Annotated in this window: 5 protein-coding genes and 1 pseudogene; all 6 read right to left on the bottom strand. The window is 57.1% G+C overall.

Annotated elements, in window-relative coordinates; genetic code table 11:
* Positions 1–1466: pseudogene (locus HMPREF3039_RS00100) on the bottom strand (hypothetical protein); the annotation flags it as partial.
* A 473-nt stretch (positions 1467–1939) separates the two neighbouring features.
* A complete protein-coding gene (locus tag HMPREF3039_RS00095) occupies positions 1940–2776 on the bottom strand; it encodes a D-hexose-6-phosphate mutarotase (protein ID WP_067569731.1) in 837 nt (278 codons plus the stop codon).
* The gene (pdxH, locus tag HMPREF3039_RS00090; RefSeq protein WP_067569729.1) at positions 2773–3411 is read right to left on the bottom strand and encodes a pyridoxamine 5'-phosphate oxidase; all 639 of its coding nucleotides are present in this window, start codon (positions 3409–3411) and stop codon (positions 2773–2775) included. Before pdxH ends, HMPREF3039_RS00095 begins: the two co-directional genes overlap by 4 nt.
* 21 nt (positions 3412–3432) lie before the next feature.
* Positions 3433–4296 carry a carboxylating nicotinate-nucleotide diphosphorylase gene (gene nadC / locus HMPREF3039_RS00085; protein ID WP_067569727.1) on the bottom strand — a complete coding sequence of 288 codons (864 nt, stop codon included), beginning with the start codon at positions 4294–4296 and terminating at the stop codon, positions 3433–3435.
* A gap of 16 nt (positions 4297–4312) precedes the next feature.
* Complete coding sequence (locus tag HMPREF3039_RS00080) at positions 4313–5206, bottom strand: polyprenyl synthetase family protein (protein ID WP_067569725.1); 894 nt, start codon at positions 5204–5206, stop codon at positions 4313–4315.
* Positions 5207–5244: 38 nt separating this feature from the next.
* Positions 5245–6255 (bottom strand): aspartate-semialdehyde dehydrogenase, encoded by a 1011-nt coding sequence (locus tag HMPREF3039_RS00075; protein WP_067569723.1) that lies wholly within the window; start codon positions 6253–6255, stop codon positions 5245–5247.
* Positions 6256–6341: the final 86 nt, after the last annotated feature.

The raw sequence follows: 6341 nt of genomic DNA, 5'->3' as shown, positions 1-6341 counted from the left end.
TAATCCCTGCCGGAGAAGAGGATTTCCCCCTGGCAGTCCTCCCCCCGGTTGAGATGGAGGGAGGAAGCGTTATCCTGCTCATCCTGCATGACGATGGGGTCGTAAAAGGCAATGGTGCGTCCGGCCGCGGCGCCCAGTTCCATGGTGTGTTTTCCATCCGTGAGGATGGCGTTGGCGATGGGGTCTGTCCCGCCTGCATACATGACGTTGTTCTGGAAGGTGATATCGCCTCCGTCGGCCAATAACATGATCCGGGAATTCGCAGGATCGGTGGGGCGGCCATATTCATCCTCTGTGGGGGCGGAACTGCAAATGGCTCCTCCGAAATATGTCGCCGAGTTGTTTTCAAAGAGGACGTCTCCCTGCACGTGCTGGATGGACAATACATTGTTTTCAGAGACGGAACCCGTTTCAAAATAGATGGCGCCGCCGAAAGTATCCGCGCGGTTTCCGGTGAATGATACATTGCCCTTCACACCGGAAATGGAAAGCATGCTTTCCGTGCCATTGACAAAAATGGCGGATCCGGCATAGGAACTGTTGTCCTGGAAAAGGATGTCTCCCTGGATGTTGGAAATCTGGATAGTTGCGTGGCCGCTGAATAATTCTTCACCCCAGGCAACTTTGCAGCCTGCGGTCAGACAGGCGCCGAAGGCGTTACCTCCGGCGTCGTTGTTCACAAAGCGAATGCCGCCGGCGATGTTGTTCATGATGATGGTGGCTTGTCCGGTTTTCACATCATTGAAAATACTGATGACGCCCTGGCCGCCTGCAAAAGTATTGTTCCGGACATCAATCCCTCCCCGCACATTGGTGATTTGGATCAAACTGTTGGAACTGTTTTCCGTCTTGTTATAGCTGTAAATAAGCAATCCCAGTCCGGATTGTGTCGCTCCGGAAGTTTTTGTGTTATTGCTGATGGACAAGGTGCCTCCGATGTCATCAATGAAAATGGTATTGTTCCCGGAAGAGTGCAGGGACACCAGGGCATCCGCCGCGTTTCCGCTGCGTTCAATCGTGTTGTTATCCAGAGACACGTTTCCACCGATATCGGTGATGGAAAATACGGAATCTCCCTGATTGTTGCTTAATTCAACGGCTCCATATGTCCCGCCGAGATGAAGGTTGTCCAATTGGGAAATGGACAGGGTGAACGTGTCAATACGGGGATCAGTGTTTTCCGGACGGAAAAGGAATTGGGCGGTTTTTTCTGTGGTATCTTTCTTGTCCAGCGTAAGACTCTGCTGGCCGTCCCCTTCAAACGAGACTCCAAATTGTGCCTGGGGAGTGGAAGGATCTGCCTGGAATACGGTTGTGTTATACTCCATGTCAGTATCAAGTATGTAACGGACACTTTCCGTGATGGAGATATTTCCCCCATCCGCCGGAGCAGCGGCTTCATTGGCAATAGAGGGAAGAGTTGCAAAAATATAGGCCAGCAGAGTCAGGGGAAGTTTAATTCTCATGATAATGATACTTTATGCGGATTTCTAATCCGGAGTATCCTGTTGGGGTAACGGCGCAGCTTTTTTGCAGTTGGATCAGAACTTCTTATTCCTGAGAGTTAACAAGTTCTTTCCAGTTTGAGATGATGATGCAATATAAAGGAAGTAAGTGTTTTTTGGCTTTTTCAAAGTCCTGAAAAGATGAGGAGCAGGAAAGATTCCCCCTCTTCCCGTGCTTCGGAAGTGATTTAACCGCGCAAGCCGGGTGGCTTCAGTTTCCCGGTAGCATTTTCCAGTTAAATGAAAAGGGATTTCAGTTCAAACGCCTTCCGCTTAAAAATATGAATTGACTCCGGATTAGAAATCCGCAATTTCTTTTTCCTGGTAAGGTAAGTTTATTAAAATAAACGTTTAAAACAGAGTGCCGCCGGGAAAAACTGCCAGATAAATACAGACTCGGAAGCCTTCCGGAACAGTTTCCGGAAATTATTTGATCAAGCGAGAGGAGCCACCGAAATCTTCTGGCACACGGTATGGGACTGCCCCGGAGCAAGATGAAGGGCACGGGGTGAGGCATTCCCCGTTTCCACACAAAGGAATTTGTTCCAGGAATCCGCTCCCAAGTCCGCCATGTCCGCCGCGCCCTGCTGGCCAGGGTTCCAGACGATGACGGAAGAGGCATGTTCCCTCTCCACCGTGATGGAACGGTTCATGACCGGGTCTTCCAGAATGATTTTTCCCGTGTGGTCCGGACAGTCGTACACGCGGTCCAGGCAGCCCAGGGGCGCCAGGGGGCGTTCCCCGTGTTTCATGGGCTGGGCGGCATATTCCCGGAAGGGAACATTTTCCAGGCCCAGAACGCGGCATTTGGTCAGGTTGCCGACGGAAAAATAGTTGTGGAAGGCTTCCGTGAGCTTGCAGGGGAGCCTGCGGACGGTGGTTTCCAGCTTCATGGCCAGGGATGAACCCAGCGTCAGGCGCAGAATGGCGGCGGGCTGTCCGGCGTCATCCGGATACAGGGCCAGGGAAAGAAGAAGATTGCCCCGCATGTCCGTTTCCTGATGATGGAGGCGCCACTCGGAGGTGCGGGCAATGCCGTGGGCAGGGCCGTTTTCCGCTGCTCCGAACCAGGGCCAGCAGACGGGAATACCGCCGCGGATGGCTTTTCCGCGGGAAAAGACCGCCTTTGGGGAAAGAAACAGGCATTCCTGCTGGCCCGCAGGCTTCCAGGAAACGAGGTGGGCTCCCTGCATGCAGAGGGATGCCGTACAGAACGGCGTTTCCACATCCAGGAAGCTCAGCCCCTGGTCTGTAACGCGTTCGGAAATCATGGCTGCAGTCGTTCAATCGTCCATGACCCGTCTTCCTGCCGCGTGTACATGAAGCGGTCGTGAACGCGGCCGGGGCCGCCCTGCCAGAATTCGAATGCTTCCGGAATGATCCTGAAGCCGCCCCAGAAGGAGGGCAGGGGAATCTCTCCCTTGGAGAATTTGTTTTTCAGTTCCATGAGCTTCATTTCCAGCAGTTTTCTTCCGGAAATGACGGAACTTTGCTGGGAAACCCATGCTCCCAGCTGTGAATCCTTGGGGCGGGAAAGGAAGTATTTCAGGGATTCCGTGCGGGAAACCTTGACGGCTTTTCCGTAAATGATGACCTGACGTTCCAGCATGACCCAGGGGAGCATCATGCAAACCTGGGGGTTTTCCTCAATGTCGCGGGCCTTGTGGCTGCCGTAGTTGGTAAAGAACACGAAACCGGTTTCGTCAAAATACTTGAGCAGCACCGTACGCAGGGAAGGGCGCGCCTGGGCGTTGGCCGTGGCCAGGGAAAAGGCGTTGGGTTCAGGAATGCCCGCTTTCAGAGCCTGGTCAAACCAGGTTTGGAATTGTTCAAAGGGATTGGCCGCCAGATCTTTCCTGTGCAGCTGGCCCTTGAGGTATTCTTCTCTGAAATTGGACAGGTCCATGATATGGGAAAAGTGATGGTTTTATTCCACGCTGAAATCCAGCCCCAGGTCCAGGGACGGAGCGGAGTGGGTGACATAGCCCACGGAGACGAAATCCACACCGGATTCTGCAATGGCCGCCACCGTGTCCAGGTTGACGCCGCCGCTGGCTTCCAGCAGAGGAGTGGAGCGGTCCCCGCGCAGGGCGACGGCCTTCCTGAGCGTTTCCGGCGTCATGTTGTCCAGCAGAATGTGGTCCACGCCTTCCAGCTTGAGGAAGGATTCCACCTGTTCCAGAGTATCCGCTTCCAGCTGGATTTCCACGCCGGGCTTTTCCGCGCGGAGGGTATTGATGCACTTTTGAAGATGTTCCGTATTGCCGTCCGTCATCAGGTGGTTGTCCTTCACCATGGCGCGGTCGTAAAGTCCCATGCGGTGGTTGGTGCCCCCGCCGTGGGCCACGGCGGCCTTTTCCAGAAGGCGGTAGCCGGGGGTGGTCTTGCGGGTGTCCAGAATGCGGGCGCTGGTGTGGGAAACGGCCTTCACGTACTTCCGGGTGAGGGAAGCCACGCCGGAAAGGCGCTGGATGAAGTTCAGGGCCGTGCGTTCCGCCCCCAGAATGGAGCGGGCGGACCCTTCAATGAGCATGACCACGGCGCCGGGCGCCACGGCCTCCCCGTCGTGCAGGTACACTTCCACCTTCAGACCGGGGTCCACCTTGCGGAATACTTCCGCCGCCACGTTGACGCCGGACAGAACGCCTTTCTTGCGGGGCGTCAGGATGGCTCTGGCCGTCAGGTGTTCGGGTACGAAATAGGTGGAGGTCACATCGCCGGGGCCGAAGTCTTCGGCCAGCGCCATGTCGATCAGCGCGGCGACGTTATCGGATACGTTTTCTGCGGGCATGAACGGGAAAAGTGGCTTAATATTCGCGGTTGAGCAGGTAATTGGCTATTTCCACCAGGCGCGTGCGGCGTTCTTCCGGGAAGATCATCAGGGCGTCCAGAGCGGCCTGGGTTCGGCACTTGGCTTCGGAACGGGCTCCTTCCAGGCCGATCAGGGCGGGGCAGGTGGATTTCTGGGAATTCACGTCCTTGCCCGCGGTTTTGCCAAGCTTTTCCGTGGAGGCGGTCAGGTCCAGAATATCGTCGATCACCTGGAAAGCCAGGCCCAGGTTGTAGCCGAAGTCCGTGACGGCTTCCAGCTGGGCTTCCGTGGCATCGGCGGACATGGCTCCGAAGCGGAGGGCGGTGGTCACCAGGGCCGCCGTCTTGCCTTCATATACGGCGCGTACTTCCGGCTCGGAAAGCTTCTTGTGCTCTCCTTCCAGGTCCAGTACCTGGCCGCCGATGAGCATCTTGCTGCCGCCGGTGGCCGCCAGTTCCGCCACGTAGTCCCGGACGGTGTAGCGCTCCGTATCGTCCACCTGGGCGATGACGGCAAAGGCCTCCGTCAGCAGGGCGTCTCCGGCCAGGATGGCGATGCCTTCCCCGAAGGCCTTGTGGCTGGTGGGCTTGCCCCGGCGCAGGTCGTCGTTGTCCATGGCGGGCAGGTCGTCGTGAATGAGGGAATATGTGTGCATCATTTCCACCGCGCAGGCGGGGATCAGAGCGTTGACGGCCAGGCCGCCGCAAGCTTCCGCCGCAGCCAGGCAAAGCACGGGGCGCATTCTCTTGCCGCCCGCGAACATGCTGTAGCGCATGGCCTTGTGGATAGTTTCGGGGCTTTCGTCCTCGGCGGGAAGGAGCCTGTCCAGCGCCGCGTCGATCAGGGCGCACTGCTCGGTAATGTAATCTTTCAGCGATTGTTCACACATGGCGTATAAAATGGGTGCGGGGTGGGATTTGTCTTGATTCAGCGGTTGATTAAAAGTTCTGCGATCTGCACGGCATTCAGGGCCGCGCCTTTGCGTACCTGGTCGCCTACGACCCACAGGGTCAGGGCGTTGTCAATGGCCATGTCCCGGCGCATGCGGCCCACGTAGCAGGTGTCGCCGTTAGTGCTGTCCAGCGGAGTGGGCCACAGGCCTTCCGCGGGATTGTCCATCAGGGCCACGCCGGGCTTGCCTTCGTAGGCCTGGCGGGCCTTTTCCAGGTCCACAGGCTGTTCAAACTGGGCGGTGACGGAGATGGAATGGGAGCGGTACACGGGAACGCGGACGCAGGTGCAGGTCACCTTGAGTTCCGGCAGGGAAAGGATTTTGCGGCCTTCATTGAGCATTTTCAGCTCTTCCTTGGTGTAGCCGCTGTCCGTGAAAGAGTCGATTTGCGGCAACAGGTTGAAGGCGATCTGGTGCGGATAAACATTCTTGACCACGGGGTGGCCGTCCACCACGGCGCGCACCTGGGATTCCAGTTCCGTGATGCCGTGCTGGCCGCTGCCGGAAACCGCCTGGTAGCTGGAGGCGATGACGGTTTTCAGCCCGAACTGCTGGTGCAGGGGGAACAGGGCCATCAGCGTGATGATGGTGGTGCAGTTCGGATTGGCGATGATGTTGCGCGGATGGTTGAACGCGGCTTCCGGATTGATTTCCGGCACGACAAGGGGAACGTCCGGGTCCTGGCGGAACGCGGAGGAATTGTCGATAACCACGCAGCCTGCCGCCGCCGCAATGGGGGCGAACTTCAGGGAAATGCCGCCGCCCGCGCTGAACAGGGCAATGTCCACTCCTTCAAAGGACTTCTCCGTCAATTCTTCCACAGTCAGCATTTCCCCGCGGAAAGCTACCTGTTTACCCGCGGAGCGGGCGGAGGCCAGAAGCTTCAGGGAGCCGACGGGAAAGTTGCGGGTTTCCAGGCAGGACAGGATCTCGACGCCCACCGCTCCGGTGGCGCCAACGATGGCAACATGGGGTGCTTGGTTCATGATTGTGTCAGAAAATGGCGGAATCCGTTCCGCATGCGGGATATTGTAAGGGTTTTGAAAGGGGAAAGCAATACGTGATCAGGTGG

It is taken from the genome of Akkermansia sp. KLE1798, from assembly GCF_001580195.1.
In the GTDB taxonomy this organism is placed as follows: domain Bacteria; phylum Verrucomicrobiota; class Verrucomicrobiia; order Verrucomicrobiales; family Akkermansiaceae; genus Akkermansia; species Akkermansia biwaensis.
The sequence above is the reverse complement of the archived record's forward strand: the minus strand, read 5'-3'. Positions and strand labels throughout refer to the sequence as shown.

Excerpts from the sequence above, each read along its gene's own strand:
- pdxH (WP_067569729.1), bottom strand. The coding sequence starts at position 3,411 with ATGGACCTGTCCAATTTCAGAGAAGAATACCTCAAGGGCCAGCTGCAC.
- nadC (WP_067569727.1), bottom strand. The coding sequence starts at position 4,296 with ATGCCCGCAGAAAACGTATCCGATAACGTCGCCGCGCTGATCGACATG.
- HMPREF3039_RS00075 (WP_067569723.1), bottom strand. The coding sequence starts at position 6,255 with ATGAACCAAGCACCCCATGTTGCCATCGTTGGCGCCACCGGAGCGGTG.
- HMPREF3039_RS00095 (WP_067569731.1), bottom strand. The coding sequence starts at position 2,776 with ATGATTTCCGAACGCGTTACAGACCAGGGGCTGAGCTTCCTGGATGTG.
- HMPREF3039_RS00080 (WP_067569725.1), bottom strand. The coding sequence starts at position 5,206 with ATGTGTGAACAATCGCTGAAAGATTACATTACCGAGCAGTGCGCCCTG.